Origin of the sequence: Vibrio sp. MM46, assembly GCF_027587135.1 — a bacterium.
In the GTDB taxonomy this organism is placed as follows: Bacteria; Pseudomonadota; Gammaproteobacteria; order Enterobacterales; family Vibrionaceae; genus Vibrio; species Vibrio harveyi.
The window spans coordinates 22,012-46,971 of the sequence record NZ_JAPPTO010000020.1; the positions used below are offsets into that span (position 1 = coordinate 22,012).

The 24,960-nt window shown below is 43.8% G+C and carries 21 protein-coding genes and 1 tRNA gene; 14 read left to right on the top strand and 8 right to left on the bottom strand.

Annotated features, from left to right (window positions below):
• Window positions 1-599: 599 nt before the first annotated feature.
• The 3 genes from OH459_RS20170 to OH459_RS20180 are packed head-to-tail and all read right to left on the bottom strand — an operon-like array spanning window position 600 to window position 7,071.
• A complete protein-coding gene (locus OH459_RS20170; RefSeq protein WP_269988357.1) occupies window positions 600-2,267 on the bottom strand; it encodes a tetratricopeptide repeat-containing response regulator in 1,668 nt (555 codons plus the stop codon).
• Between the two features lie 58 nt (window positions 2,268-2,325).
• Window positions 2,326-3,468, bottom strand: a complete 1,143-nt coding sequence (locus OH459_RS20175; protein ID WP_061066551.1) for an EAL domain-containing response regulator — start codon at window positions 3,466-3,468, stop codon at window positions 2,326-2,328.
• A complete protein-coding gene (locus tag OH459_RS20180; protein WP_333482893.1) occupies window positions 3,469-7,071 on the bottom strand; it encodes an ATP-binding protein in 3,603 nt (1,200 codons plus the stop codon).
• Between the two features lie 259 nt (window positions 7,072-7,330).
• On the opposite strand from OH459_RS20180, the gene OH459_RS20185 reads away from it, so the two are divergent.
• The 6 genes from OH459_RS20185 (at window position 7,331) to OH459_RS20210 (ending at window position 14,133) form a co-directional block, all read left to right on the top strand.
• Window positions 7,331-8,308 carry a cytochrome-c peroxidase gene (locus OH459_RS20185; protein ID WP_074051370.1) on the top strand — a complete coding sequence of 326 codons (978 nt, stop codon included), beginning with the start codon at window positions 7,331-7,333 and terminating at the stop codon, window positions 8,306-8,308.
• Complete coding sequence (locus tag OH459_RS20190) at window positions 8,301-10,661, top strand: ATP-binding protein (RefSeq protein ID WP_269988363.1); 2,361 nt, start codon at window positions 8,301-8,303, stop codon at window positions 10,659-10,661. The genes OH459_RS20185 and OH459_RS20190 overlap by 8 nt, the downstream gene beginning before the upstream one ends.
• A gap of 120 nt (window positions 10,662-10,781) precedes the next feature.
• Window positions 10,782-11,249, top strand: coding sequence for an OsmC family protein (locus OH459_RS20195; protein WP_269988365.1), 468 nt, complete (start codon window positions 10,782-10,784; stop codon window positions 11,247-11,249).
• A 495-nt stretch (window positions 11,250-11,744) separates the two neighbouring features.
• Complete coding sequence (locus OH459_RS20200; protein WP_005452273.1) at window positions 11,745-12,755, top strand: DUF2804 domain-containing protein; 1,011 nt, start codon at window positions 11,745-11,747, stop codon at window positions 12,753-12,755.
• A 9-nt stretch (window positions 12,756-12,764) separates the two neighbouring features.
• Entirely contained in the window at window positions 12,765-13,622 is an 858-nt protein-coding gene (locus tag OH459_RS20205; RefSeq protein ID WP_005452272.1) for a sterol desaturase family protein, read from the top strand.
• Window positions 13,623-13,725: 103 nt separating this feature from the next.
• Window positions 13,726-14,133, top strand: coding sequence for a hypothetical protein (locus tag OH459_RS20210; protein ID WP_005452271.1), 408 nt, complete (start codon window positions 13,726-13,728; stop codon window positions 14,131-14,133).
• A 181-nt stretch (window positions 14,134-14,314) separates the two neighbouring features.
• On the opposite strand, the gene OH459_RS20215 is transcribed toward OH459_RS20210, so the two are convergent.
• A tRNA-Gly gene (locus OH459_RS20215) sits at window positions 14,315-14,389 on the bottom strand.
• A 325-nt stretch (window positions 14,390-14,714) separates the two neighbouring features.
• On the opposite strand from OH459_RS20215, the gene OH459_RS20220 reads away from it, so the two are divergent.
• The 3 genes from OH459_RS20220 (at window position 14,715) to OH459_RS20230 (ending at window position 16,506) form a co-directional block, all read left to right on the top strand.
• Window positions 14,715-15,233 (top strand): DUF4136 domain-containing protein, encoded by a 519-nt coding sequence (locus OH459_RS20220; RefSeq protein WP_005452270.1) that lies wholly within the window; start codon window positions 14,715-14,717, stop codon window positions 15,231-15,233.
• 137 nt (window positions 15,234-15,370) lie between these two features.
• The gene (locus OH459_RS20225; RefSeq protein WP_005452269.1) at window positions 15,371-15,778 is read left to right on the top strand and encodes a hypothetical protein; all 408 of its coding nucleotides are present in this window, start codon (window positions 15,371-15,373) and stop codon (window positions 15,776-15,778) included.
• A gap of 50 nt (window positions 15,779-15,828) precedes the next feature.
• The gene (locus tag OH459_RS20230) at window positions 15,829-16,506 is read left to right on the top strand and encodes a DedA family protein (RefSeq protein ID WP_005435728.1); all 678 of its coding nucleotides are present in this window, start codon (window positions 15,829-15,831) and stop codon (window positions 16,504-16,506) included.
• Between the two features lie 85 nt (window positions 16,507-16,591).
• Here OH459_RS20230 and OH459_RS20235 read toward each other — a convergent pair whose 3' ends face one another.
• The 3 genes from OH459_RS20235 to OH459_RS20245 form a co-directional block, all read right to left on the bottom strand.
• Window positions 16,592-16,909 (bottom strand): hypothetical protein, encoded by a 318-nt coding sequence (locus OH459_RS20235; RefSeq protein ID WP_269988369.1) that lies wholly within the window; start codon window positions 16,907-16,909, stop codon window positions 16,592-16,594.
• Between the two features lie 94 nt (window positions 16,910-17,003).
• A complete protein-coding gene (locus OH459_RS20240) occupies window positions 17,004-17,411 on the bottom strand; it encodes a hypothetical protein (RefSeq protein ID WP_101905225.1) in 408 nt (135 codons plus the stop codon).
• Between the two features lie 210 nt (window positions 17,412-17,621).
• Window positions 17,622-18,263: a murein L,D-transpeptidase catalytic domain family protein gene (locus OH459_RS20245; RefSeq protein ID WP_017190709.1), complete on the bottom strand. Its 642-nt coding sequence runs from the start codon at window positions 18,261-18,263 to the stop codon at window positions 17,622-17,624.
• A 574-nt stretch (window positions 18,264-18,837) separates the two neighbouring features.
• On the opposite strand from OH459_RS20245, the gene OH459_RS20250 reads away from it, so the two are divergent.
• The 4 genes from OH459_RS20250 to OH459_RS20265 all read left to right on the top strand — a co-directional run bounded on the left by OH459_RS20250 (window position 18,838) and on the right by OH459_RS20265 (window position 21,554).
• Window positions 18,838-19,275, top strand: a complete 438-nt coding sequence (locus tag OH459_RS20250) for an NUDIX hydrolase (RefSeq protein ID WP_269988371.1) — start codon at window positions 18,838-18,840, stop codon at window positions 19,273-19,275.
• A 466-nt stretch (window positions 19,276-19,741) separates the two neighbouring features.
• The gene (locus OH459_RS20255; RefSeq protein ID WP_269988373.1) at window positions 19,742-20,440 is read left to right on the top strand and encodes an aspartate/glutamate racemase family protein; all 699 of its coding nucleotides are present in this window, start codon (window positions 19,742-19,744) and stop codon (window positions 20,438-20,440) included.
• A gap of 48 nt (window positions 20,441-20,488) precedes the next feature.
• A complete protein-coding gene (locus OH459_RS20260; RefSeq protein ID WP_162860695.1) occupies window positions 20,489-20,662 on the top strand; it encodes a hypothetical protein in 174 nt (57 codons plus the stop codon).
• A 136-nt stretch (window positions 20,663-20,798) separates the two neighbouring features.
• A complete protein-coding gene (locus OH459_RS20265) occupies window positions 20,799-21,554 on the top strand; it encodes a 5'-methylthioadenosine/adenosylhomocysteine nucleosidase (RefSeq protein ID WP_005452257.1) in 756 nt (251 codons plus the stop codon).
• 94 nt (window positions 21,555-21,648) lie between these two features.
• On the opposite strand, the gene OH459_RS20270 is transcribed toward OH459_RS20265, so the two are convergent.
• On the bottom strand, window positions 21,649-23,985 hold the full coding sequence (locus OH459_RS20270; RefSeq protein ID WP_256901485.1) for a putative bifunctional diguanylate cyclase/phosphodiesterase: 2,337 nt from the start codon (window positions 23,983-23,985) through the stop codon (window positions 21,649-21,651).
• A gap of 541 nt (window positions 23,986-24,526) precedes the next feature.
• Here OH459_RS20270 and rbsD point away from each other — a divergent pair.
• Window positions 24,527-24,946 carry a D-ribose pyranase gene (gene rbsD / locus OH459_RS20275; RefSeq protein ID WP_009696124.1) on the top strand — a complete coding sequence of 140 codons (420 nt, stop codon included), beginning with the start codon at window positions 24,527-24,529 and terminating at the stop codon, window positions 24,944-24,946.
• Window positions 24,947-24,960 lie beyond the last annotated feature (14 nt).

Sequence of the window (24,960 nt, forward strand, 5' to 3'; positions counted from 1 at the left end):
TTCAAGATGCAGGATTCAGAGCGTTGTCATTGATTCGAGAGCAAGGAAAACAACGCGGTGTAATAGCTAGCTCTTTCCAAGTTGTTTGACGCAGCAATCGGGTCAATGACACGCTCCCAAAGGGCGAGCTGCCTTGGCTTGTATACTTTGTTGTTGATTCTTGATTTAGACCCACTAAACCTTTAAATCGCCGCCGCGTCTACAAACCAAGTCAGTCTCGCTGAACCTAGCATCTCGAGGTTACTTGGGTATAGATACGAGTAGGCGGGAGAATGGATTTATCCGTCGCCTCCAAATGTATAAGCAAATGTACAAGGGTGAGGCTTAAGCTGTGATACACACTTTCTCACGTAATCTGGGTTTTCATGCGTTGTGGTTCGTAAGAAAACCAGTAAACTGCGAGGAATCAACGACACTCAAACAAGAAGATAAGTGGGAAGTTATGATGTTAATTGCGATTCGATTGGTGAAGCTTGCCGTTATCTGTGCGGTGTTCTTCACTATCTACGATTTGATTGCGTTCGGTCAGGTGACTTGGATTAATCGTTTCTTCAATCTGTAATCTGAAATGAAAGGGGCATCGTGCCCCTTTTTACTGTCTAGTTTGCCAGTTCTGGTTGCGTAGGTGGGGTGTTGACCACAGACATCTGTTGACATCGATCTTGAGCCAGAAAAAGAAACTTGTCGTAGCCGCTTTTCTCAAGTTCTTCACTAGAAACCAATCGCTTCACAATGTTGTCGCAGCGCTTGATCAGCAGTTCGACCTCTAATGACGATTTGTTGCTTGGAAAAGCTCGTGTTAGTACTTTGATGATGTTAATACACACGGTTCTTAGCAGTGGACAACGTGCTTGAAGCTCAATTAATGCGTCGATCAAAGCTTGGTAATCTTGCTCGGCTGCACGAATCTTTTTGTACTGTTCTTGCATCCAAGCTTGGCGCTCCGCGTTGTCGGTTTCTAAAGAGCGACCAAGGGCAATTTTACTCGATAGAATCGTATCGCTTGAGTCGGTTTGTAGATTTTCAAAACACCAAGTGATGGCTTGAGAGAACTCAGATTCGAAGTTCATCTCATGCAATAACCAAGCAAGGTGAAACTGCGCATAAAAGTGAGCGAAAGGCTTACGACGATACAAATCACTGAGCACTTTAAACGCTGCAACGTACTGGTTTTCCTCAATGGCAATGTGCGCAGCAATCAAATCCAATTCGTCCTTAATTGCCTTGTTTTCTGGGCCATTTGTGATGGATTTAAACAGACTTTTTGCCTGAGCCAGTAAATCCTCGCGACCTTCTAATTTTCGCACGCAATAAAGCAAAATTCGGATCAAATTCAGCTTAGAGAAGGTGTTGTTGCGATAGGTATCTTTGTTGATCTCCATGTAAGCGTGATAGTGCTGCAATGCTGAGTGATAATCGTGCTCTGCTAGGCACAAGTTAACGATTACAAGTTCACGTTCTGAATTGCCTTCAACCAAGCTGTTTGCTAGCTCTAAGTGTCTGATTGCACTCGGCACTTCACGGTTAAGCATGTTGAAGTTTGCGGCACATTCACGGACTTCAACATTGTTAGGAGACTCTTCTAGCAAGGTACGTACTAGGCGTTGTGCTTCGTCGTTTTCACCCAGAGAGACCAGCGTGTTCGCCAAGCCAATTTTGGCCCAGTTAACGTCTTTGCGTTCAATGACTTGTTCGTAGACGATTTTGGCTTCGTGATACAGCTTTAGGCGCGTTAAGAAATCGGCACGGAACTTCTCAATGATGAAAAAATACTCGGGATGAAAAGGCATCAGCTCTTCACATGCTTCTAAACCGGCGTGAGAGTCGTTGTTGAGTTCTGCTTGATAGATAGCCTGCAACACGTTCTTGCGTTTCACCGCTGCTGAGATGCGTTCTCGCAACGTAATGGAATTAAAAGGTTTGAGTAGGTACTCGTCTGGTTTTAGCTCGATAATAGCGCGTACGATGGTCGCAGAACTTTCACCGGTCACTAGAATAAACACCGTGTCATGGTTGAGTAATTTGAGATGTTTTAGTTCTTCAAACAGCTGCTTGCCATTCATACCTCGACCGAAGTTATAGTCACAAATGATCAGATCGATACGCTCTTGGTGAGCAATGGAAACCGCCCCCTTGGCTAAGCGAGCGGTGAAGATGCGTTTGTCAGAAAAGCCAAGCTTGGTCAGCATGTTACGTAATGTCAGTACCACGATAGGTGCATCGTCGACGATTAACACATTGTACTGTGAGAAAGATTTGGTATTCATTTCAAAGAGACTCATCATATGAACCATGTGACCGCGAATGAACAGTCACTGGCTAGAATTAGATCAAAGCTTCCAACTGCTCAAAGGGAATAGGGCGACAGCGAACAAATCCTTGGTACAGTTCCACACCAAGTTCGCGCAAATAACTTAACGTTTCAGTGTCTTCCACACCCTCTGCCACTGACTTAAGCCCCAAAGACTTAGCTAGATGTAGGCTCGATATGGTGATCTGCTGGCTTTTGAAGTTCGTCAACGCATCTTTGATGAACTGGCGGTCAATTTTCAACTCGGTGTATGGCAGTGTTGCCAGTTGGCTGAGTGATGAGTAACCCGTACCAAAATCGTCAATCGCTAAGCCAACGCCTGTTAAACGTAAGTTAGCGAGATTCGCCAAGGACGTGACGCTGCAGTCGTATACTTCATCCTCGGTGAGTTCAAGCGTGATGCGTTCAGGTGCGATTTGGTATTGATCGCACAACGCAAACAAGCGAGCACTCATAGGTTGCTTGAGTGTCTTTTGATTCATGTTTACCGATAAATTGATATTTACCTTCAGTTGAGACATGTCTTGCAGCGCGTTCTCTAATACAATCCAGAACAGCTTATCTAACTCGTTACGAGCCTGAATCTCAGTAATAAACTGTGCAGGTGCAATAATGCCGTGTTGTGGATGTCGACAACGCACTAATGCTTCGACGCCGATCAGGCGGTTATCTTTCGCGGAGTATTGAGGTTGGTAATAGTTGAGAAACCAACCTTGCTCAAAAGCAGTGCTAATTTCATCCCTACCTATCAAAATGGGCAAGGACACCACTTGTTCTTCCAATGTGTATTGTTTGAACTCATTAAAGATCTGATTCAACTGCTGATGAGAGATCGGCTTAGTTAACGCTCGAACAAAGCCATAACCCGCAGACAAACACATGTTGTAGGTGATTTCGACCACATCTTGGCTCATTGCACTTAAAATCACGACACCTTTAGGGCGAGCGCTTTCTGCTAGGTTGGACAACAGGTTCACCCCGTTAATGTCTGGCAAATCAATATCGCAGAACATCAGATCGACAGGGTGAGTCTCGCAAATGGTCGTGACTTCAGCACCTCGATGGACGATAGTAATCGTGCCCTCAAACAGACGATTGAGCAAAATCTTAAGATTAGTTGCTTGTAATCGATCGTCTTCAACAATCAAAATATTCAATTAATTGCTCTCACTCATTTCCAGCCACTGTTGTGTGGTACTGACTATGGTTTCTAATTCGTTGATAAGCGCGGTGCGAGCCTGAGTTTCTTGCTCACTGCCTACTGAAGACTCACATTGCATTGCCACATATCCAAGCTGGACTAAGTTGAGGGCGGCGGCAGATCCCTTGATGCGGTGCGCGATGGACTTGAGGCTTTCTTCTCCAGACTGAATCAACGCAATATCGTTGCTCAAAGCCTCACAAATCACCTGTGCCATTTCGAGCTTTTCTTCGTAGCTGTAGTCTTCAAGCCAGTCTTCTTGGCGTTCACTGTTAAACGCTCTCGATAAGTATTGCTCGCATAAGGCTTGTAGATCGCCCAAGTTATATGGCTTAAACAGTACTGTTTCCATGCCATTGTGTTCCGCTTTTTCAATCACATTACGTGAGTTTTCTGCGGTACACGCTACAACGGGAATAGAGGCAAACTTACTATCTGCTTTGAGTGCCTTAGTCAGTTGGTAGCCGTCCATATCAGGCATGTGGCAGTCAGTAATCACCAAACTAAAAGAGGTGATCGTATTGTCGCTTTGCGCTTGTTCTAACACCTCAATGGCTTCGATGCCACTGGCTGCAAGCTGGCAATTAACCCCCAGCTTTTCAAACTGACGCTTAAATAGCAGTCGATTGATAGCATCATCATCGACGACTAACACACGACCATCCCAATGATACGCTTCTGTTAGTTCCAAAGGGCTTTGCGTGGTCGTATTACGGTTCAATTTCTGCAAAATCAAATCGGGATACACATTAGAGTAATGCGGATCTACCTCGACAACATGATGCTTGCTCCCAAATTCATCTAGCGTGACTTGCCATGTATTCAGCCAACGCTGGACTTGGTTGCTTTCTGTATAAACCGGAACCAAAGCAGTCAAATCAAGCGGTTGACTGGTCATCGGAAGTTGCACCTTGATGGTTGTGCCTTGCTCTTTTTGGCTTTCAACCTTAATGCTGCCCTCCATGATGTCGACCAAGCTTTTGACGATAGACATACCAAGCCCAGTTCCCCCAAAGCGGCGACTGATACTTTTATCCCCTTGGACAAAAGGTTGGAAAAGAGCAGCCAATTGCGCCGTGCTCATGCCGCATCCAGTGTCTTTTACACTAAATTCAAGCTGATTTTGGCTGACATGGACGCTCACAATGACTTTACCGTATTCGGTGAACTTAACGGCATTGCTCAATAAGTTATTGATGATCTGGTTGACTCGCAACCAATCAAGAACCACCAGCGCATGTGGCGTCGGAGTCCAGTTCAACTCAAACGTTAACGATTTTTGCTCTATGGCTTTCTCAAAGCTTCTTAGTGTTGAACCAAGCTCTTGATAAACATTGCCTGCATGAACATCCAACTGAAGCTGGTTCGCATCAATCTTCGAAAAATCTAGAATGTCATTGACGTGCAGCTGTAATCGCTCTGCAGATTGCATTGCGCTTTTTAGCAGCTCTTTGCTTTCTGAACGTTCTAAATCTTGTTCTAACAACTCCATTAAGCCCAACATTGCAGCGATTGGGGTGCGGAGTTCGTGACTAACCACGGCTAGAAAATGCTCGCGAGCCTCGATCGCTTGCATTGCCTTTAAGTTGGATGCTTTCAGTGCGGTTTCTTTCTGTTTAAGTTCACTGATGTCATCAAACACCGTCATGCAATATTGAGCCCCTTCTTCCGGGTGGAGTAGGGTCTGCTTACGAACGCGGTAGTGTTTGTCTCCCAAAGAGCATAAAGACGTTTCTGAGCTTTCTGAATCTGTGTTTACGCACTCTCGGGTCAACTTGAGCACTTGCTCTCGTTCATCATCTGGAATGCTCTTATCGACATTGCAGCGCGAAAGCATGTTAATAAATGGCTTGTTTGCCAGAATCTGCTTGTTATTGTCGTCCGATATCAGAATTTTATTGGGCAGTTGATCCAGTACGGACGATAACCACTTGTTTTGCTTTTGGCGAATCTGAGTTTCGTATTCTTTGCGTTTGATGGTTCGAGTCAGATGTCCGGTTCTAACGATGTAAATCAGTACTGCAACCAACAAAAGGCAGACGCCACCCAACGCCCAAATGACGACGGTTTCTTTGTCGACACCGTATTGAACCGTTACTTTATTGTGGCGATCCATTAACTGTTTTAGTTCAGCGTCGGTCGTGATCTTAAGTACCGTGTTTAGTACTCTGCGCAGAAACTCCGAGTCTTTTCTTAACTCCATACCCAATTTGATTTTCAACTGCATATCGTTGGGTGGTGTCGCTGGCTTAAACTTCACCCCTTGACCACCGTAGTAATGATTGTCAATCAGGCTTTGGTTGACGAATGCGTGAGAAATGTCGCCGTCTTCAAACGCTTTCATCAAACAGTCAAACTCTCTATAGACCGCAGCAAACTCATATTCTGGATGCTCGAGAAAATGAGGGTAGAAGTTCCCTGAACGATCCAGAATCGCGACGGATTTCTTCGCTCGTTCGTTGAGTGACTCAATAAAACCATATTGAAGGAACCCAAGTGTGCGAGTGGTAATAAAGCGCTTTTTATCTGTTAGGTTGATGTTTCTTGCAGGCAGCAAATCGACCATCTTTTCTTGAAGCATCAAATCCACATCACGTCCATTCGTTGGCACGTATTCGAATTTGATCATGCTCTTTTGTTCCATAAGCTTTAATAAGTCATGGACATAGCCTTTTAGCTCACCTGTTTCTCGGTCGAGGTAAGACAGTGGGTATACGTTATCTTGAATCGTATAACGAACTGTTTTGTGCCCTTGTTGCTGCTTCAAAATATCCAACATCAACTCGTTGTGAAGAATGTTGATGTTGGCTTCAATGTGTAAACGACTATGTTTAGACTCTTTCGAGTGCTTAATGTACTTGTCGATGATGCTCATCAGCTTTGATGAGTTCTTGCCAGTAAACACCGTGACCTCTCCCGGTTTAAGAGATCGGTTGTAAACCACCTTACCAACAAGTTCGCCATTCGGATTTTTAAAGCCGTAAGAACTCAGTGTAGAGAGACCCACGACAGCTGCATCAGCAGCGCCACTGTTGAGTGATGCTGTCATCATTAAGTTGTTCTTAACAGAATGAACGTGTTTGAACCCCAGCGCGTGAACTTGGTCGCACGCGCTGGAATCTTTAACACAAACCCATTTCAGCTCATCAAGAGGTTTGTCTGCGAGGCTGTCATCTCGAAGCCATATCAGTCTTAGCGTATTGAAAATAGGTTGAGAATACAGAAAGCGTTGCGCACGTTTTTGAGTCGCAACAAAGCCGACGGTTAAGTCGATTTCGCCGCTTTCCAAGCCATCAAATAAAGTGTTGAGGCTTTTATATGGCACGTACTCAGCACCAACATGCAAGTCGTGCAGCATGGATTCCGCGTATTCGATGTTGATGCCTTCTTTTGATGCTAGGTCTCCCCAATAGGGTAGCCAGTCACCTTCGAGAACACCGACTTTTAGTGATTCTTTGTTATTTAGAAATTCTCTCTCTTCAAAACTCAGAAAGTCTTGAGCAAAGGCGTTGAATGAAAGAGTAGTAAGTAATGCGGTGATGAAAGCGAAAAGTTTCACTAGGTTCAAATTTCCAGCCAAGGACGGAATCCAAAAAAGGGGGCGGAATCGTATAGCTTTTCGCCACTTTCCGCCAATCAAGGATGTTTGTCCTGTCGACAAGTTCCGCTTGATATTAAAGAGGAGGATTTGTGCAAACTTGCGCACGATTAATCAATAAGTTATGGGAGGGTGCTCAATATCCATACGGGCAGTAATGGAAAAAAAGTCAAAAGCAACTAAGTTCATATTAAGAGGTTAGGTAAGGATACCCAGAACTATGAACAAAAGGCTTACCACAAAAGGGTTATGTGGATGTTTGATGATAGGTTTTTGCGCTTTCGCTATTGCTGGTACTACGCATGATGACGAAGTGAATTTTCAGTTGGTGCAACCAATTGATGGCAAACCTACGATCGACATGGATCTAGCTCGAGTTGGTTGGCACTTGTTCCGAGACCCAAAGCTTTCATCTAATGGCACGATCAGTTGTGAGACTTGCCATGATCTCTCGACGAATGGTGCAGAATTGACGCCTGTTTCTACTGGGGTGCATGGCGTTGGCACTCGCAATTCAATCTCCGTTTTTAATGCCGCCTTAAATTATCGATTTCTATGGGATGGTACAGCAAACTCGCTGATGGCTCAGATCGATGGTCCAGTTCAAAACCCATTGGAGATGGACTCTAATTGGGAAGAGATAGAAAAATATGTTCAGACCAACCCGTCATATCAGGCGCTTTTTAAGCAAGCGGATAACCGAAGTATTGATGTGAACAACATTAAGCGTGCAATTGTAGAGTTTGTTAAAGGGCTCCAGACGCCAAGTTCTCCATTTGATGCTTATTTGCTTGGTGAGACGGATGCCATGAATGAACAGGCAATACGAGGCTGGGAGACTTTTCAGCAAGTGGGTTGTGTTCAATGTCATCAAGGACGAAATATTGGCGGAGCGATGATTCAACGGTTTGGTTATTTTCAAGTACCTGATGACAACCTCGACACAGGACGGCATTTAAGAACCTCTGATGGAGAAGACAAGTTCTACTTTCGAGTGGCAAGCTTACGGAATGTAGGACAAACCAGCCCTTACTTTCACAATGGGCAAATTGATAAGTTATCGGATGCCATACAAATCATGTCGCAGACTCAATTGGGTGTAACGATGAGCGACGATAACGTGGCAGATATCGAAGCCTTCCTTAAGACCTTGAGCGCCCCAAGACCTGCAATTTTGGAGGTGTTTGAAAATGAATAAATTCCGTTTAGTGAATGCCGCCTTATTCGTCGTTATTGCCGTAATGGCGGTGTTAGCGTGCATGAGCCATGTGAATTCAAAAAATACTCAAGGGTTGCACGCATCGCTTTCTGAAATTGGTCACCATTTGATAGAAGCCCGAGACAGAGTCGTCAATCGCTATTCAATGGAAGAGAGAAAAACGTACGAAATTACCGAAAGTTTGGTTGAGCTTGAACTTGCCGCCGAGAATCTATGTACGGTTTTCAAACAGTCAATTTGGTTTGAATTTACGCCTACGAAAAATCGTGTAAAAAATATCGTAGCTCAATTTGATGGTAAGGTTCGCGATGCGACGCAAACCCTGGACATGTTAATTGGTGTTCAAGTTGCAAACCAGTATGAGTCACTCACTCTACACAATATTTATCAACGTCAGTTTGCGGCGCAAAATGATGACTCTTGGTTAGAGAAGCACTATTTTAACTTTCTAACCAATGCCGCATTACAAGGCGATAATCCTCAAAGTCAAAACATCTCATTGTTCTTGAATCGACTGCGCCAAAGTGAGCGAAAGATAGAGTTGCTTACTAACAAGATTTTAGAAAGCCATTATTTTGAGTTTGTTGAGTATTCTGAACATCAGTTACTTGAGATCGCACAGCGTGAAGCTCGACTCACATGGGTGTTTGTTCTTTTGTCCATCATCTTATTGGTAACCGTATTTGTGCTGCAAACTCAACATCGTGTGAATAAGCTCAAACATCTCAATGACGAATTAACTGAAGCGACAGAAAAGGCGGAACGTGCGGCAAAAGCCAAGTCACAATTCTTAGCAACCATGAGCCATGAGTTAAGAACGCCAATGAATGGTGTATTGGGCATTTCGCAAATCATCGCCAGCGAAACTCAAGAAAAGACAACCAAAGAGCATGTAAAAGTGATCTTGGACTCTGGTCAGCACCTCATGACGATTCTCAATGACATTTTGGACTTTTCTAAAGTTGAAGAGAACAAGTTGGAACTAGAAGCCGCACCATTCAATTTACCTCAAGTGCTAACCCCAGTTTGTAGTGCGATTCAGCCTTTAATCGAAGAGAAAAACATTCAGCTTTACGTCGAGAACGAAGTGCCAGAAAACATCGAGTTTAACGGTGACTGCGCGCGTATTCGACAGATCTTGTTCAATCTCGCAGGCAATGCCGTGAAGTTTACGGGTGATGGGCATGTATTGATCCGCGCTGAGCTTGATGAACAAAGAAAACGTCTTCTCCTCTCGGTGAACGACACTGGTATTGGTATTCCGGAAGATAAACAAGGTCGCATTTTTAACTCGTTCGAACAGGCTGATACCTCTACCACGCGTAAGTTTGGAGGTACAGGGCTTGGTCTCGCGATTGTCAAAAAGTTCACTGAATTGATGAGTGGAGAGATTAAGCTCAAGAGCGTTGAGAGCATTGGGACTCAGTTTTTAGTGGATCTTCCTATCCCTTGGGTAGAGAAAGAACAGCCGGCAATGCCAAACACCAAAGCTGAGCAACAGCAGGAGAATAAACGCAATCTGCACATTCTCCTTGCCGAAGACAACCGTGTGAATGCGATTGTGGCGAAAGGTTTCTGCGAAAAGTTAGGGCATACGGTCGAGATTGCTGAGAATGGTTTGATTGCGACTAAGAAAGCGCAAGAGAACCAATATGACTTGATACTGATGGACAATCACATGCCGGAGATGAATGGGGTTGAGGCGACGCGATTTATCCGAGAGAAGATTGGTGTGAAGACCTTATTGTTTGCTTACACCGCCGATGTGTTTAGAGAAGCGCACGATAACTTTATCGACGCGGGTGCTGACCATGTACTGACCAAACCATTACAGCGAGAGAGCTTTGCTGATGCGCTCAAGCAGTTTGCCTCTCGTTTACCAGTGCAAAATGACGTATCGGATCAAGCTGAAAACGTGGTTGAGTTACATCGTGAACCAATTGAGAGGCTGAGACTGACAGAAGAAGAGCTGACTCATTCTGAGACGGTAGAAATGCTCAAAGAGGAGCCTGATGCACTGTTAGATCTGCTTGAAAGCATAGTGAATGATTTCGAAAAATCGGTTGATGAGTTGATTGAGTATTTCATGGCAGAAGACTTATCGTCACTTTACAGCACCTTGCACACCACCAAAGGGATGGCGTTGAATCTTGGGTTAGACACACTGGCGAATCAGGCGCTAGAAATCGAAACTCAAGTTAAGAACAAGCAGATTCCTGATATTGAACAACTGCAAAAGTTGATCAACCGACTGCAAGTTAATATTCATCAAGGGCAGCGCTTGATTGATCGTTGCCGAAAGCAACAAACAGATTCAAACCAAGTGATTTGATCGCTCTATACCCGCATTTTCTGCCTTGTGAGTGGGAGTAAGCCTTAGGTTGTGGTCTACTTAGCTCTCTTTTGAAATCATCTCCTTTTGGAGTGCGCAACGACAGGGCAGGGAATTGCAATGAGTCAACATACCGCAGTGATTAAATGGCAACGTCAAACCGACGAAATTTTCAGTGATAATCAATACAGCCGAGCGCACGTTTGGCAGTTTGATGGTGGGCTTTGTGTTCCTGCTTCGCCATCTCCTCATGTTGTTCCATTGCCTTTATCTGTAGCTGAGAATGTGGACCCAGAAGAAGCGTTTATTGCGGCACTTTCAAGCTGTCATATGCTGGTCTTTCTCTCTATTGCTGCTAAACGCCGTTATGTGATCGACTCCTACGTAGATGAAGCGGTGGGCGAACTTACAACGGGAGAAAATGGTAAAGAGTGGGTTTCAAAAGTGACACTTAGACCAAACATTGTCTTTTCAGGAGGCAAACAGCCGACACGTGAACAGTTAGAAAAAATGCATCATATGGCACATGAAAACTGCTTTATCGCTAACTCTGTAAAGACCGACATCGTGACAGAGTTATTGGATTAGGAGAATGAGCCATTAAAAGCGTTAGTGAGGTGAAGCTTTCATAATCTTGCTTGTTGTGTAACCTAAGTTATACCCAAGTGACTTCAAGATGCAGGATTCAGAGTGTTGTCATTGATTCGAGAGCAAGGAAAACAACGCAGTGTAATAGCCAGCTCTTTCCAAGTTGTTTGACGCAGCAATCGGGTCAATGACACGCTCCCAAAGGGCGAGCTGCCTTGGCTTGTATACTTTGTTGCCGATTCTTGATTTAGACCCACTAAACCTTTAAATCGCCGCCGCGTCTACAAACCAAGTCAGTCTCGCTGAACCTAGCATCTCGAGGTTACTTGGGTATAAAGCTCTAATTAACCGTTTAATAGTTTGAATATGGGTGACTGGTTTCACATTTTGGTTCATTTTAAGTCGGTATGTGAATCAATGTTGTGCAGTGGCGCAAACTGTTTGTTGTTAAATTAATGTTAATATCGAATGGTGTGTCATTGATTAATAGCGAGCATGGATGTGCAAACGCCTTTGAATCCCTTTATTCAAGCGAATGGATTACCTCAATTTGGTCATTTAGCATCGATTCCCGAATCGCTTCAGTTGGATGCGTTTCAGTATCTTAATGAGATGGACCAGCCTGCATCGAGTTGGCGTAAGCGATTCGACTATAAGCAATTCCAGTTCATCTCGATCGTGACAGAGAAATACATCATTGGTGTCGCGATTGCTGATATTCGTTATTTGGCGTCTGGCTTTTGCTATGTGTTTGATATCGAAACTCATGAACTTGTTGAGCAGCAGTGGCTAAAGCCGCTCAATATGGGCTATCAAACACAACCTTCTAGTTGGAACAGCCAAGCCTATCTCGCCAGTGACACCATCCAGTTCAACATTGAAAATGGACTCTGGCATATACAGCTTTCAACAGACCTTATTCAAGCTGACTTAAGGTTAACGCCTGAGCTAGAAAGTTTGCCTTTGATGCTCTGCACGCCAACAGCATATTCGGGCTGGACCTACACTCAAAAACACAACGCGCTCGCTATACAAGGTCAAATGAGTGTGAAAGGGCAGCCACAAGATCTCACCAATGCAGTCGCTGGGTATGATTTCTCTGCTGGTTACATGCGCAGAGAGACCAGTTGGCGATGGGCGAGCATCAATCACCAAAGGGAAGGCAAACGGATAGGACTGAACCTTGCGGCTGGTGTGAATGAAACTGGGTATTGTGAAAACGTCATTTGGATTGATGGAGAACGCCACTTGATGCCGCCCGTACAGTTCGAGTTTTCTCGCATGCATCAAGAAGCGTCATGGCGAATTACCTCACAAGACAAGCGCATCGACTTGATCTTCAAGCCTAAAAATCAGCGTTCAGAGAAAAAGAACTTCTGGTTTTTGAAGAGTAACTTTCGTCAGTTTGTCGGTTACTTTTCTGGTTATTTGATTGATGACAATGGCATTAAACACGAACTCGATGAGGTGATGGGACTCACCGAAGATCATTACGCGAAATGGTAGGAACGGACTATGGAATGGTCACAGATTACAGAGCATCCTGATTTATTGTTGATGTTGCTCGCACCAATATTCTTTCTTTGTATTGCGGCAGAATATTGGTTTGGGCAACGTGGTGGTCGATTACCTGAGAGTGCGCGATATTACTTGCCAGAAGTCGTGTGTAACTTTGTATTGGCTGGGCTTCATCAAGCGACAGATATCTTAACAGGACTGCTGATCGCTAAACTGTATTTGTGGTGGTTTGGTTGGCGCTTGTTTGATATCGAGATGACGGTTTCTACCTTCCTGTTACTCATGGTCTTGCAAGATTTCTTCTATTATTGGTTCCACCGAGCAAGCCATCGTATCCGTTGGATGTGGGCAGCGCATGTGGTGCACCATAGTTCAGAGCGTATGAACTTCAGTACCGCATTTCGCCAAAGCCTGATGTACCCACTAGCGGGTATGTGGTTATTCTGGTTGCCACTGGTCATTATTGGATTTGATCCTAAATGGGTGGTGTTTGTTGTACTGCTCAATCTTGGTCTGCAATTCTTTGTTCATACTCAGTCGATTCGGTCCCTTGGTCCTTTGGAGTGGGTCTTCAATACACCATCCCACCACCGAGTTCATCATGGTGTTAATCGTCAATACATTGATAAAAATTACGCTGGTGTATTGATTATCTGGGATCGCATGTTCGGGACGTTCGAGCCTGAAGTAGAAACCGTCCGTTATGGCATCTCAAAACCCGTTAACAGCTTTAATCCTATTACCGTGACGTTTGCAGAATGGAAAGACATGTTCAAAGAAGTGACTCGTCCCAATTTGTCTTGGCGTCAGCGCTGGCGGTGCTTGTTTGCTCCACCGTCTGATACAATTGAGTAACGGTTCTGAATGATTAACTGAACGCCATGCCATTAATGCTTGACAGCATTCGGTGATGTTGTTTTAATGCGTACGGTGTTTTGTAAGTTTTAAGGGACGGACGATGACATTTAATCGAGTTTTCTCAATTGTAACGATGACCGCCGCTATGCTCAGCTCTGGGTACGCATACGCAGCACCTGCTTTTAGTGCAGATCAGTTGTGTAAAGCAGGGTTGGCACTGGCTATTGATAAGCAGCCTCGCGGGATTAAATCAGCGGGAACATCGGGTCAACGTATTTTGCTGGCTTTGAAAAATGGCAAAAACGATTGGGATTACCGCTGCACGGTGAATCGTCAGAATCGTACGTTAAAGATTGATGCTAGGGACTTGAAGCGAAATGATAAATATCTCGCTCAAGCCATACGTTATCGCATCAATGAAGGGAAGCGATCGGTTGAGGTCACCATGAAGAAACGCGCTGGTGGCGGGCTGAAAAACGACACGTTCACGACACTTCAGTTGGATTAACCCCAAAGATATGGGGAACACAATAACGAAGACGCGCCCCTGCACTCTGCAGGGGCTTTTTTATGCCTGCAGTTAGAGGTAGCAAATACAGAGATCGATTACAGCCACAGCATGATAGCAATGAAGTACGAGTTTAAAGGGTATTTTAGGGAACTGATAAAAAGTTAGCTTAGGGAAAGCTTGGAGCGGGCAGCGGGAATCGAACCCGCATCATCAGCTTGGAAGGCTGAGGTAATAGCCATTATACGATGCCCGCGCATCGATAGGACTCATTCAATATGCCAGATTGAGTGCAAAAGAAAAGTCTTTTTTGCTCAATAAGTTGCTTAGTGAGTAAATAAATACCGATTCGTTCAAAAAGCGCACAGTACTGTTGGCGATATGTCGCTCTGAATACGATTTCACTCTCTTTCTCAACCAGTGTTTTACTCTGTTCTTAGTCTCTATTACGTCTTGAATTTGAACACTTGGCATTCATGGTCAAGACTAAATGTTGAAATGATTCAATATTTTCTCAGGTTCGTAAGATTGAATACCACAACTTGCCGAGAGACCGGCGCGATAGAGAGAGGAGAAAGAGTATGTGGAAAGGTTTATTGGCAACATTGTTTGCTATCTCGGTGGTTGCTTGTACCACGGTAACCACTGATGTTGACAAGCAAGCGGATTTCTCATCCTACAAGACGTTTGATTTTGGTGAACAATCAGATACCCCAACCAGTTTGGATGCTCGTCGCATTGAGCAAGGGTTAGCAGCTCAACTGGAATCAAAAGGAATGTCGCGCGTGAAAAGCGGCGGTGATCTGTATGTGCACCACGACATTATCAAAGAATCGGAGATCGTATCTTCTGGTTCAAGTTTTAGTGTCGGTTACGGTTGGAACAGTTTTGGTGTGGTGACGTCCAGTCCTGAGCGTTACAAAGAGAAGAAGTACGGCAAATTGGTCGTTGAGCTTGTCGATACTAAAGCCAATCAAGTGGTGTGGAAGGGGGTTTCTAGCCGTAAGCTCACCGAGTCAATGAGTACTGAAAAGCGCGAAGAGCTGATCTCGGAAGAAGTCACGAAAATGTTTGAAAACTACCCTTATGGTAAAGAGTAAATTGAAGGTTAAATCATCGCCTAATCGCGCCAACAATCATTTGCAAAACGCTCTTTTTATTATCGATTAAGAATTTGAATTGCAAATTTGCACGCACGGAGTTACAACAGCGTATCGTTGTGGTTTAGGTGAATTCTGTGCGTGCTTACTTAGTCTCTGTATTAGGACTCTTTGTTGCGCTGATGGCTTTTGGGTTGAGTCAGGCTTCACCGTCACCAAAAATCTCCTACGCCGTCAGTTACACCTCTTCATTGATTGATGGTGAGGCGCATCTAGAGAAAGCACCGTTTTCTCCTTCACGTAAAGTCGCTGTGAGTTTATTCAGCCGCAATGCACTCCGCGTCAACCATTCCAATACGTCGCCAGATTCGGATGATTTCGATGTGCTGCCTGCCCGTTGGCTAAATGACGTGCAGGATTTCAACAAACGCGAGTTTACTGACGTAGCGTTGCCTGTCATTCAAATTTTTTATTCGCACTCCAAATATCGGCTGGGGGCAGGGCAAGAGTCCAACCTGATCTATCGCTTTATTCATGCACGGTAATTCCTATTCATTAATTTTCGAAGTTTGATTGTGATGTTTAGGAGTTTGTTATGTTTGATTCAATTACGCAGGTGCTGTTTGCTTTGTGGCACCAGGATTTTACTGCACTGATGGCACCCGGTAGTGCAGGACTTATCTACTTTGTTGTGGGTGCGCTTATTTTTCTTGAGAGTGGTTTTATTCCTGCGGCGCCTTTCCCTTGTGACAGTGTTGTTGTGCTTTCTGGCACTTTAGCGGCGGTGGGTGTATTGGACCCAGTGATGATCATGTTAGTGATCGTAGTGAGTGCGGCAATGGGAAGCTGGGCTGCTTACCTACAAGGCAAATGGTTAAACCGTTTACCAAAGGTGCAGGGTTGGGTAAATGCAGTTCCTGCAAAACGCTTGGAGCAAGTTGACATGCTACTTGGTAAGCATGGCTTGATTGCATTGTTTTGTGCGCGCTTTATTCCGGTTGTGCGTTCTTTGCTGCCTTTAATGATGGGTTTGCGCGTTAATCGCGTGAGTAAGTTCCATTACTTCGCATGGTTGAGTGCGATTCTATGGACGCTGCTGCTGTGTGGTTTAGGCTTATTATTGCCTCTACTGCCAGAGAAGCTTAACAAGATTGTGACCATGGGATTGATGGCAGCACCGGTGATTACCCTGACCATTGCCATTATGAGCTTTGTATTGGTGAAGGTGCGTAAGGCTTGGAGTAAATCGAAAACCACGCCGCAATTGCCATAGTCTTATAAACCTGAAGCTCGAAAAGCAAAAAAGGCGCGATGATCGCGCCTTTTGGGTTCTCTACGTAAATTGAAATGAGCTGGAATCAGTAACCATTGTTATAAAGGTATTCGCCTGCTTCTTTGCACTCAGTTTTGTAGAGCTGTTCCATTTTGGATTCATCCATGCCTTTTGCTTTGAATTCGGTCTCTGCCGAAGAAAGCTGGCTGAATGTGTACCCACGTTCTGCCATTAAGTAATGACGAAACATTGCACGGTGCTCAGGAACCGCTGTTCGGGCGTTAGAAGCATTGGCACACTCCATCAGAACGCTGTTGCTCATTTCTTCTGGTTTTGCTGCGTGCGTAGTTGTTGTGAATAAAGTAATAAGCGCCAAAGTGGCAATAGTCGCGATTTTTTTCATAATCAGGATCTCGAGTTAATTCGGTGTTCAGATGAGATCATCCATGGCTGGTACTGACGGTTTCCATATTGTGTCAGTACAGTCAATGTGCGAGCTAAGCGTCGCGACTGTGTGCAAACACGTACAGTAAATTGGCTTGCTTCCATCTGGCTAGATGATACGAGCGACGGTATGCATATACATCGGCAGTATCGGGTAATGGCGTTGCTTTGAGCGCCATGTCCAACAGTGATGGAGACAAAAACGCGACTAACAGGTGATAGTCGGGCGTTATATTTAGTGGTAAATCACCATCGTTACCGGATGTACGGCGACAAGGGAGTAAACCAAGCAAATCACGTTTTAGGTGACGAAAGTAACCGTCTGGACTCCAAGAGTCGCGAGTATTCCATGCACGATAAGGCGCTTTTATTGCGTGATAATCGTATTGAGTGAGCTTATAAAGCTTTTCTGAATGCGTGTAGTGGAATTCTGAGGATGGCTGATTTTGCGCTGCAAGCATTTGCCCTGAGAACAGGGAGAGTGACAACAAAAGCAAAAGGCGAAATACGTGAACCAAAACTAACCCTAAAACACTATGGAATCGATATTCGTTTGCTGCCTGAAGGTGGCGCTTGCGTATACTAACGACTTGCTGAAAGGATGAACAGTTTTTTGTCGCATTAAAAAAGGGAGCGTATCAGCTCCCTTTTAAACATTAGGTCAAGAAACCTCAAGCGCTAGCGTAGATAACACTGCCACCTTTAATGGTGTCGATGATTTCTCGTGATAGCTTCTGTGGCAGAGCGGGGCAACCCCAACTGCGACCAAGATAACCATTCTTCTTAATAAAAGAAGGATTCGCGTAGTCTGCACCATGAACCACGATGTAACGCTCTCGTGCTTTATCGTTAACGCCGGATGTCAGTCCATCCAAGCGAAGTGAATAACCGTTAGAACCATAGTATGTGGTATCGGTTAAGAATGTTCCTAGAGAAGTTTTACGAGAGTTCACAACATTAGAAAACTTCGTTGCGGTCTTCTTGCCGCTGTTTACGCCGTGAGAGACATAAGTATTAAAAATGAGCTTCTTCTTGTCCAAGTCGACCACATAAAAGCGTTTTTCAGTAGATGGTTTACTGTAATCGATGATAGTCAAAAGTGGCTTTTTGCGGTCTGAGGTTTTCTTATAAGCTAAGAACGCATCATTGAATAAACTGAAGTCAATGACGCCTTCCAACTTGGCTTCTTTATATGTCTTTTCAACAAGTTGTTTAGTGACTTTCGTTTCTGTCGCTTTGCCTGAATGATGAGCAAAGGCAAAAGGAGAAACTGCCAGCGATGTCCATATCAATAATAAAAATAGCTTTTTCATTTGTACTAAATAAAACTCTTGGTGCAACAAATTTAGCGATTGCTTCGTGCAGTCGTTAATACCGCATGTTCATCAATTTAACTCTATTCCCAATGTTGCTTATTATGCGTAGTGACGCCTATTACTCAAATATTTTTAGTATTTGGTAAAGACTATCCAACTAACTTACTGAATTTAATCAATATTGAGAGGTTAATTGATGACTTTAAAAATCTTCAGAACAAATACTAGCCGATTTGGCTAATTAATAAAACTGTGTTTACCAATATTTACTGAGATGGATACTCAATAAAACATCGTTTAATTATACTTTTAATAAAAATATTGTTTGAATTCAATGAACTTATTTCTAACTGGTCATTCGGCGAAAAGTTTTTAGACTGTGATCCTAGTCGTAACAAATCATGACTGAATAAAGGTGAATGTATTGATAGCTACTATGGGTTGCGGGGCATATTCAACCAAACGGCCAGCTAGATTGTTGTATATCGTTAAGTTATTCGTGTTCACCATTCACATCATCCAAACTTTTTATGTTAGCGTGCTATAAAACTGTTAGCAGAAGGCATTGAAGATGGAAGTTCATGAGTGTATCTCATTTATCCTAGTTAAGGATGATGAAGTGTTATTAGAAACAAGATCGAAGGACAAGGACTCTGACCCAGGTATGATCGCGATACCCGGTGGGCACATGGAACAAGGCGAAAGTCAGTCCATGACATTGCTGAGAGAATTAGACGAGGAACTAAACATCAGACCGCAAAGGTGCGGGTATTTGTGTTCTTTATATCACCCAACCACCGAACTTCAATTGCTTCATTATTATGTAGTTACTGATTGGGTGGGAGATATTCAGAGCCTAGAAGCAGAATCTGTCAATTGGTATCCAATAATAAATGCGCCTGTTGCTACAGAAGTGGATCGCATAGCTTTAAGTGAATATCAAAGATTAAAGCATGTATTAAAATCGGTATTTAATGATGACTTCTCAATAAATAATGTTTGTGGATAATCATAATATTTTTAATTAATGATTAAATGACGAGTACATTTGAAATAAGATTTTTCTGATAAATAGTTTAAATGAATTGTATACCCAAGTGATTTCAAGATGCAGGATTCTGAGCGTTGTCATTGATTCGAGTTCAAGGAAAACAACACCGTGTAATAGCCAGCTCTTTCCAAGTTGTTTGACGCAGCCATTGGTTTAATTAAAAAAGCGGGGCAATGACATGCTCCCGAAGGGCACTCTTTGCAAATAGTAAGGGTCTTGGCTTGTATACTTTGTTGCCGATTCTTGATTTAGAGTGACTAGATCTTTAAATCGTCGCCGCGTCTACAAACCAAGTCATTCTCGCTGAACCTAGCATCTCGAGGTTACTTGGGTATAAAACATTGATCAAAAATAAACTTTTCTCTCAGTAAGTTATGCTAGTTTCTGTAAAAGTTGAACAAAAGCTAAATATACAAGGAAGAAAATGAAAACGATAGGTCTGATTGGTGGCATGTCATGGGAGTCTACCGCAAACTATTACCAAATTATTAACCGAGAAGTGAAAGCGCGCTTAGGTGGTTTGCATTCAGGTAAAGTCTGCTTGTACAGCGTCGATTTCGCCGAAATTGAAACGCTGCAACACCAAGGCCGTTGGGATGATACTGCAATCATTCTCGCGCAGGCAGCAAAATCAGTGGAAGCGGGCGGTGCAGATTTTATTTTGATTTGTACAAACACGATGCACAAAGTCGCAGACCAAATTCAGCAGGCTGTTAATGTACCGCTTGTTCATATTGCCGATGCGACCGCAGAGCAGCTGGTGATGGATGGCATTAAGAAGGTTGGTTTACTTGGTACGCGTTTTACCATGGAACAAGACTTCTATAAGCAGCGACTTATCGATAAATTTGGTGTTGATGTCGTCGTACCCAGTTCAGATGACCAGACGATTGTTCATGACGTTATCTACAACGAATTGTGTAAAGGCGAAGTGCGTGATGATTCGCGCCAACACTACCTTACGATTATTGAGAAACTCGTGGAACAGGGGGCTGAAGCAGTCATTCTGGGTTGTACTGAAATCGCGATGTTAGTTGAACCTCAGCACACTGACGTCAAGCTTTATGACACAACTGAAATCCACGCAAAAGCAGCGGTAGAAAAAGCCCTCGACTCAAAGTGAGACTTCGCTTAACAGGCTTAATCAGATCAACGAACTCAAGGAAGAGTGATGAACTATCGATGCGGGCAATGCCGCCAGTTTACTCGTCAAAAAGGTAGCGCAGATATTTGCGGTGCATGGGGGAATCCAACTGATGCAAAACGTCCAGCGTGTGACTATTTTATGCCAACCGTTAGCGCAAAAGAACGTGTCGCTTCTTCAATGAAAACCAAAAATGGCTAAGTCTTTCTCATTAATTGAGAATTTCTTAGCCAATCAGTATGCATTGACCAATGCAAACGATTGCTCGGTTTGGGATGTGTTGTATAATCTGCGTCGCGTCACACTTTGGTGACACGTATTACATTTCAGGACTCCCATGTTGAAGAAATCTCTTGCTCTCATGCTTGCTGCGTACTCACTTCCTTCCGTTGCAGGTTCTACCATCGGTATCGTTGGTGCGATGGATGTTGAAGTTGAAGCGCTATTACCAAAAATCCAAAATCAACAAGTAAAGAAAATCGGTAGCCATCGCTTTTATATGGGTGAGTTAGAGGGAAAAACGGTCGTTGTGACTCAATCGGGTGTTGGTAAAGTCAATGCAGCGATGACGACAACCCTTCTGATTGAATCTTTCGGTGTTGACCAACTTATTTTTACAGGTATTGCGGGCGCAAGTGATCCGAAATTGGATCCGCTAGACGTGGTCGTCTCTACGCGTTTGGTGCAACACGACGTGGACCTAACCGCATTTAACATGCCGAAAGGCTTGCTGCCTGATTATGAAGAGCGTTACTTCTACGCCGATAAAACACTGCAAAAGTATGCATTCGATGCTGCCGTTGACACACTTGGGAAAGAGAGTGTTTATCGAGGCATTATCGCATCAGGTGACCAGTTCATTGCGAGCAAAGTGAAGGTAACCGGCATTTACCAAGAATACAACGCGATGGCGGTAGAAATGGAAGGCGCAGCGCTAGGTCAAGTCGCAGACGCTTTCAATGTACCTTACGTGGTGATTCGCACGATCTCTGATAAAGCGGATGGCTCAGCAGATGTTGTTTACTCAGACCTGAAGAAGGCAACTGCAGACAATTCTGCAAACATTACTCTGAATATGCTGAAACGCATGTAATTGAAAATAGGTTCGGCAAACTTTTGCAAGCCGTAATAAAACGAAAAAGCAGCACTTAGAATGCTGCTTTTTTCTTGAAGATTCGCTTCACCCACTAAGCGATGTGCGTGCTCTTGAACGGCTGATCGTTTGCAGATTTCCACCAATGATCGAGTTGCTCTTTGTTCATTGGCTTGCCAAACAAATAGCCCTGCATAAAGTCGCAGCGGTAAGAAGAAAGCCACTCGTGCATCACGTTATGCTCAATGCCCTCTGCCGTGACAGTCTTATTCTGTGCATGACACAGTTCTATAATTGGTTTGATGACATGCCCATTATCGGTGTTCATCAGGGTTAACAAAAACTCTCGGTCAAATTTGATTTTCTGTACCGGGTACTGCACTAACTGCGTCAAAGAAGTATAACCAGAACCAAAGTCGTCTATTGCCAGTTTGTAACCTAGTCTCGATAGCTCATCGAGTAGGGCTGTACCTTGTTTATCAGACGCAAAAGTTTCGGTAATTTCTAGCTCAATACAATGCGCAGGAACACCATTTTGTGATGCTTTATCATGGATGAATTCCGCCATAGACAGTGAGTTAAGTTCTGCAGACGATAAGTTGATGGACAAAATAATGTCTTTCCCAAAGATACTTTTGAGCTGGTGGTATTCCGCCATGGCATTCGCGAATACCCAGCGGTCAATCTTTTCGAACAAACCGGTTTGTTCAGCAATAGGAATGAACTCTTTTGGTGGTACTGAACCGATCCCTTCAGCTTCCCAACGTAATAGGACTTCCAAGCCTTCTATCTCGTTGGCATTACTGTTCATGTATGGTTGGAAAACAAGATGAAACTCTTCTTCAACGTTAGCTTTGCGCAATGCGCGTTCAATTTGGCTACGACGTTGAGCCTCGATATTGAGTGCTGCAGAATAGTAAGCGTATTGGTTTTTACCAGCACGCTTAGCTTGGTACATTGCTGCGTCTGCACTCGATAAGAGCTTGGCGATATCACCACCGTCTGTTGGGTATTGAGCGATACCCACACTGGCTGTTACTGGAAATGAGTTTTTCGCTGACTGAGTTAAGTTGTTAATTGGCTTTAGCAACTCCGCGGCAAACAGATCGGGTATGTCGCTATTCTCTTGATTAGAACTGAGTAAGATTGCGAACTCATCACCGGACAAACGCGCACCGAAACATGGGCTATTGTATTGTTGAGTGAACTTCTGACACGCATTTTTGATGTGTCTGGAGAAGACTTGCAGCAACTTATCGCCCAGTTCGTGACCGTATTTGTCGTTGACGTATTTGAAGTTATCTAGGTCAATATAAATTACCCAAAGCTGATCTGAAGGATCCGCTAGTTCACGGCTTGCAAGTTCATGGAAGCGATGACGATTAGCAAGTTGAGTTAAGTGGTCGGTTTCTGCCAAACGCTTGGTCTTGTGGTAGACGTTGTTCAGCTCTTCATACATATCAAAGAAGCGAGAAGAAAGGCGTCCAATCTCGTCATCAGTGTCTAGTTTTTCAATGTTAGCACGCTTGTTGGACTCAATTTCTCTAAGCTGTTTGTCTAAGTGGGATACCGGGCTAAGTACGTAACGATACAGCACCAAGACAATTAATGTGATGGTACAAAACGAGGCAATGCCAAACGACAATGCCAGTTCTAGCCAGACCTTATCGACCTTATTCCACATCAGATATTCTGCTGGCGATAAAATGGCATAGAAATGGGGTAGAAGTTCAATCGTCTGGGCGAGGGGAATATCTAAGATAATCGGCTTGTCAGAAAAGGTAATCACGCTGTGCGTATCAAATTCGATCTCATGTTTGATGTCATTGAACGCTTCGAGTGACACAGACACGATAACAAAGAAAACGTTTTGTGGGTCAAAGCTTAACGGGGGTTCTCCGGTACGTTTATCAAACAACTCATATTGCAATAGAATGCTTTGCCCGCTGCTGTTGTAAATAAAACCGGTATGGCTGACATCCCCATTGGCTTTATAGCTTTTGTCGACATACTCAAGGATCTTAGGGTCCACTCGACCATTTGATTCGTAATATTGATTTTCGGTGTAGTAGAGAAGGTCTTGTCTACCATCGAGGATCGCCATGTTGGCATCCCCTCGGTACCCGTGGCTGAGCACCTCTATGGTTTCATCTAAACGTTTGAACAGTTGCCTCTCACGATAGCGGTTATCATGATTTACAAAATAATCTTGCAGTACCTCGCTTTTACCCAAGGTATAGGCATAACTGTTGAGAAAAATGTTGGCTTGGCGAAACTGTCCAGCGAGCTTTTCCATTTGCAGCTGGATATAGCTGTCTTCCCTTTTGATTAGCGTGACTTTTTGAATGCTATAGATGATGTAACTCGACACCAGTGCGCTAATTAGAATGACAGGGGCGACAAGCAAAACGACTCTGTTGCTTAATTTCATGTATTTCTTACTTTCCGTTTGTGTCCCTACAAACGCTTCTAACCTGAGAGTATTACCTATTGGTGCCTACCTGAGGTATCGAACGGATGATGATACTTTCCTTGTATTCGAGGAAATTGTAAGTGTGTGTTTTTCGAAAGTCAGTCAGGTTTCCGATATTTGTGATGCTGTGTGAGGTTTTTTCATGTTCACAGGTGTCACCGTCTCATAAATTGAACAGATTTATTCCAGCGAAAAGGTCTTCAACTTATTCGTCCGACTTATGAATTCAGATTAATACCGATTGAATGGAAGTCTCTCTCTCGTTCAATAGATATCATCGAAACGTTTCGATGGCGAAGTGTGACCTCAATATCTTTTTCTTAATCAGTTAGCACTCAATTACGGATCATTCTCACACCTTATCGATCTACGACTGGTCAATTCTTCTTGGCGTTCTATTATTGCATCGAAACGTTTCGATGAGTGTTTTGTCAATATAGAAATTAGTCCAAGAGAGACACTCACAGTTGTATGAACGTGTAACCGAAAGGTCGATGAGATGAAAAAAAGTACCCTAATTAACTCAGAAATTTCTTACTTGGTGGCGACGCTGGGTCATACCGACGAAATCACCATTTGTGACGCGGGCTTGCCAATTCCTGATCATGTACAACGTATTGACTTAGCGTTGACTCATGGCGTACCTGGTTTCCTTGATACCGTTCGCGTGATTCTGTCTGAGTCCCAAATTGAAGGGGTCATCATTGCTGAAGAATTCGCAACAGTTAGCCCAGTTCACCACGATGCGCTGATCTCTGAACTAACCAAAGAGAGTGAGCAAACAGGTAAGCAAATCGCGATTAACTATGTATCGCATGAAGATTTTAAAGTTCGTACAGAACAAAGCCGCGCTGTTGTTAGAACAGGCGAGTGCACACCGTATGCGAACGTGATTTTCCAAGCTGGCGTGGTGTTTTAAGCCACAACTAATTG

Bases quoted from the DNA above. Each gene is read 5' to 3' on its own strand.
- OH459_RS20170 (WP_269988357.1), bottom strand. From the start codon at position 2,267: ATGAATACCAAATCTTTCTCACAGTACAATGTGTTAATCGTCGACGAT.
- OH459_RS20185 (WP_074051370.1), top strand. From the start codon at position 7,331: ATGAACAAAAGGCTTACCACAAAAGGGTTATGTGGATGTTTGATGATA.
- OH459_RS20190 (WP_269988363.1), top strand. From the start codon at position 8,301: ATGAATAAATTCCGTTTAGTGAATGCCGCCTTATTCGTCGTTATTGCC.
- OH459_RS20195 (WP_269988365.1), top strand. From the start codon at position 10,782: ATGAGTCAACATACCGCAGTGATTAAATGGCAACGTCAAACCGACGAA.
- OH459_RS20200 (WP_005452273.1), top strand. From the start codon at position 11,745: ATGGATGTGCAAACGCCTTTGAATCCCTTTATTCAAGCGAATGGATTA.
- OH459_RS20205 (WP_005452272.1), top strand. From the start codon at position 12,765: ATGGAATGGTCACAGATTACAGAGCATCCTGATTTATTGTTGATGTTG.
- OH459_RS20210 (WP_005452271.1), top strand. From the start codon at position 13,726: ATGACATTTAATCGAGTTTTCTCAATTGTAACGATGACCGCCGCTATG.
- OH459_RS20220 (WP_005452270.1), top strand. From the start codon at position 14,715: ATGTGGAAAGGTTTATTGGCAACATTGTTTGCTATCTCGGTGGTTGCT.
- OH459_RS20230 (WP_005435728.1), top strand. From the start codon at position 15,829: ATGTTTGATTCAATTACGCAGGTGCTGTTTGCTTTGTGGCACCAGGAT.
- OH459_RS20235 (WP_269988369.1), bottom strand. From the start codon at position 16,909: ATGAAAAAAATCGCGACTATTGCCACTTTGGCGCTTATTACTTTATTC.
- OH459_RS20240 (WP_101905225.1), bottom strand. From the start codon at position 17,411: ATGCTTGCAGCGCAAAATCAGCCATCCTCAGAATTCCACTACACGCAT.
- OH459_RS20245 (WP_017190709.1), bottom strand. From the start codon at position 18,263: ATGAAAAAGCTATTTTTATTATTGATATGGACATCGCTGGCAGTTTCT.
- OH459_RS20250 (WP_269988371.1), top strand. From the start codon at position 18,838: ATGGAAGTTCATGAGTGTATCTCATTTATCCTAGTTAAGGATGATGAA.
- OH459_RS20255 (WP_269988373.1), top strand. From the start codon at position 19,742: ATGAAAACGATAGGTCTGATTGGTGGCATGTCATGGGAGTCTACCGCA.
- OH459_RS20260 (WP_162860695.1), top strand. From the start codon at position 20,489: ATGAACTATCGATGCGGGCAATGCCGCCAGTTTACTCGTCAAAAAGGT.
- OH459_RS20265 (WP_005452257.1), top strand. From the start codon at position 20,799: ATGTTGAAGAAATCTCTTGCTCTCATGCTTGCTGCGTACTCACTTCCT.
- OH459_RS20270 (WP_256901485.1), bottom strand. From the start codon at position 23,985: ATGAAATTAAGCAACAGAGTCGTTTTGCTTGTCGCCCCTGTCATTCTA.
- rbsD (WP_009696124.1), top strand. From the start codon at position 24,527: ATGAAAAAAAGTACCCTAATTAACTCAGAAATTTCTTACTTGGTGGCG.